Here is a 1,232-nt window from a genome sequence, read left to right as displayed (position 1 = left end):
GTTGTTCATTCTCGCTGGTGCTTCGGCAGGTGGATGACCGGTGGGGTCGTGTCCCGGACTACTCCGGTGGCCGGGGGCGCCAGGGACCGGTAGGTCCGCCCGTCTCCGGTGTCGATGACGATGGAATGCGGCAGGTAGGGGTCGACTTTTTCATACCATCCGGGTAGTTCCTTCGCCTTGTTGCAGAACGGGCAGCGGAAGGAGGAATTGTGGACGGTGGTCGGCCCGTTCAGGTGGTGCTGGACCACGTGGTCGATTTCTTCCGGGACTCCGTTGCAGTACGGGGTTTGGCAGTGGGCGTCGCGGATGCGGATGAACTCTTTGAGGCCTTCGGGGAATTCGCGGGCTTTGGAGTCCATGGCGATGAGGTCTTGATTTCCCGGGGCGGTGTAGATGCGCTGGATTTCGGGGAAGGTGAAGATCCTGCGGTTCAGTTCGTCCTCGTGGCGGCTGAGGTGGAAGGGATCTTTGAGGTCTACTCGGGCTCCGGCGACTAGTTCGCGGGCGTATTGGGCTGGGAGGATGCCGTAGCCGGGCAGGTTCGCTGGTTCCCGGTCGCCGAGGAATAGGGCTTTGTCGGTCATGATGAGCTTCACGTCGAGGAACAGCGGGATTTTGGGTGGGAAGCCGTTGAGCTGGCTGCAGATGAGCATATCTGCTTGGAGCTGCTTCTTGGTGCGGGGGTCGTTTCCGGTGCGGTGGATGGCCTTGGCGCGGGCTTTGATGGATTTGGCCAGGGCGGTGCCTTCGATGAGGGGGAGTTTGGCGCTGAGCATGACGCAGTTTTTGCCTTTGCGGAAGCGGATGTAGCGTTTGGCGGCTTCGTCTTCGGCTTGGATGGCTTTTTCGCTGCTTTGGTGGCGTTCGGTGAATTTGCGTACGGTGTCGGTGATGGCGTTGAGGCCGAGGTTGGTGAACATGTCGGGGTGGGTGGCGAAGAGGGCGTCGAATTCGCGGCGTGGGTTGGTGTCGATTTCTTGCAGTGGTGCGGTGATGGCCAGTATTTGGCGTTCGGTGAGCTCGCCTTGTTCGAAGGCGTGGGCCAGGTGCGGGGTGTCTTCGTTGAGGATGCGGCAGGAGGTGAGGTAGCTGCAGGCGCCGTGGGTGGATTGGCGGCGGTTGATGGCGATGGCTGCGGCGGCGCCGCGTGCGCTGTGGTCGATGTGGATGCCGCGGTCTTCGTGGTCGCGGACGACTGTTTTTTCGTAGTGGTAGGCGAGTTTGGCTTGGGC

1 protein-coding gene is annotated in these 1,232 nt (G+C 61.6%); it reads right to left on the bottom strand.

Annotation, left to right across the window (positions count from 1 at the left end; translation table 11 throughout):
* Positions 1-5 precede the first annotated feature (5 nt).
* The coding region (locus tag CIK76_RS14820) for an HNH endonuclease signature motif containing protein (protein ID WP_096287820.1) at positions 6-1,232 on the bottom strand (1,227 nt) is incomplete at its 5' end.

This window comes from Glutamicibacter sp. BW80, from assembly GCF_002332385.1.
In the GTDB taxonomy this organism is placed as follows: Bacteria; Actinomycetota; Actinomycetes; order Actinomycetales; family Micrococcaceae; genus Glutamicibacter.
This window is presented reverse-complemented; position numbering and strand designations above follow the sequence as displayed.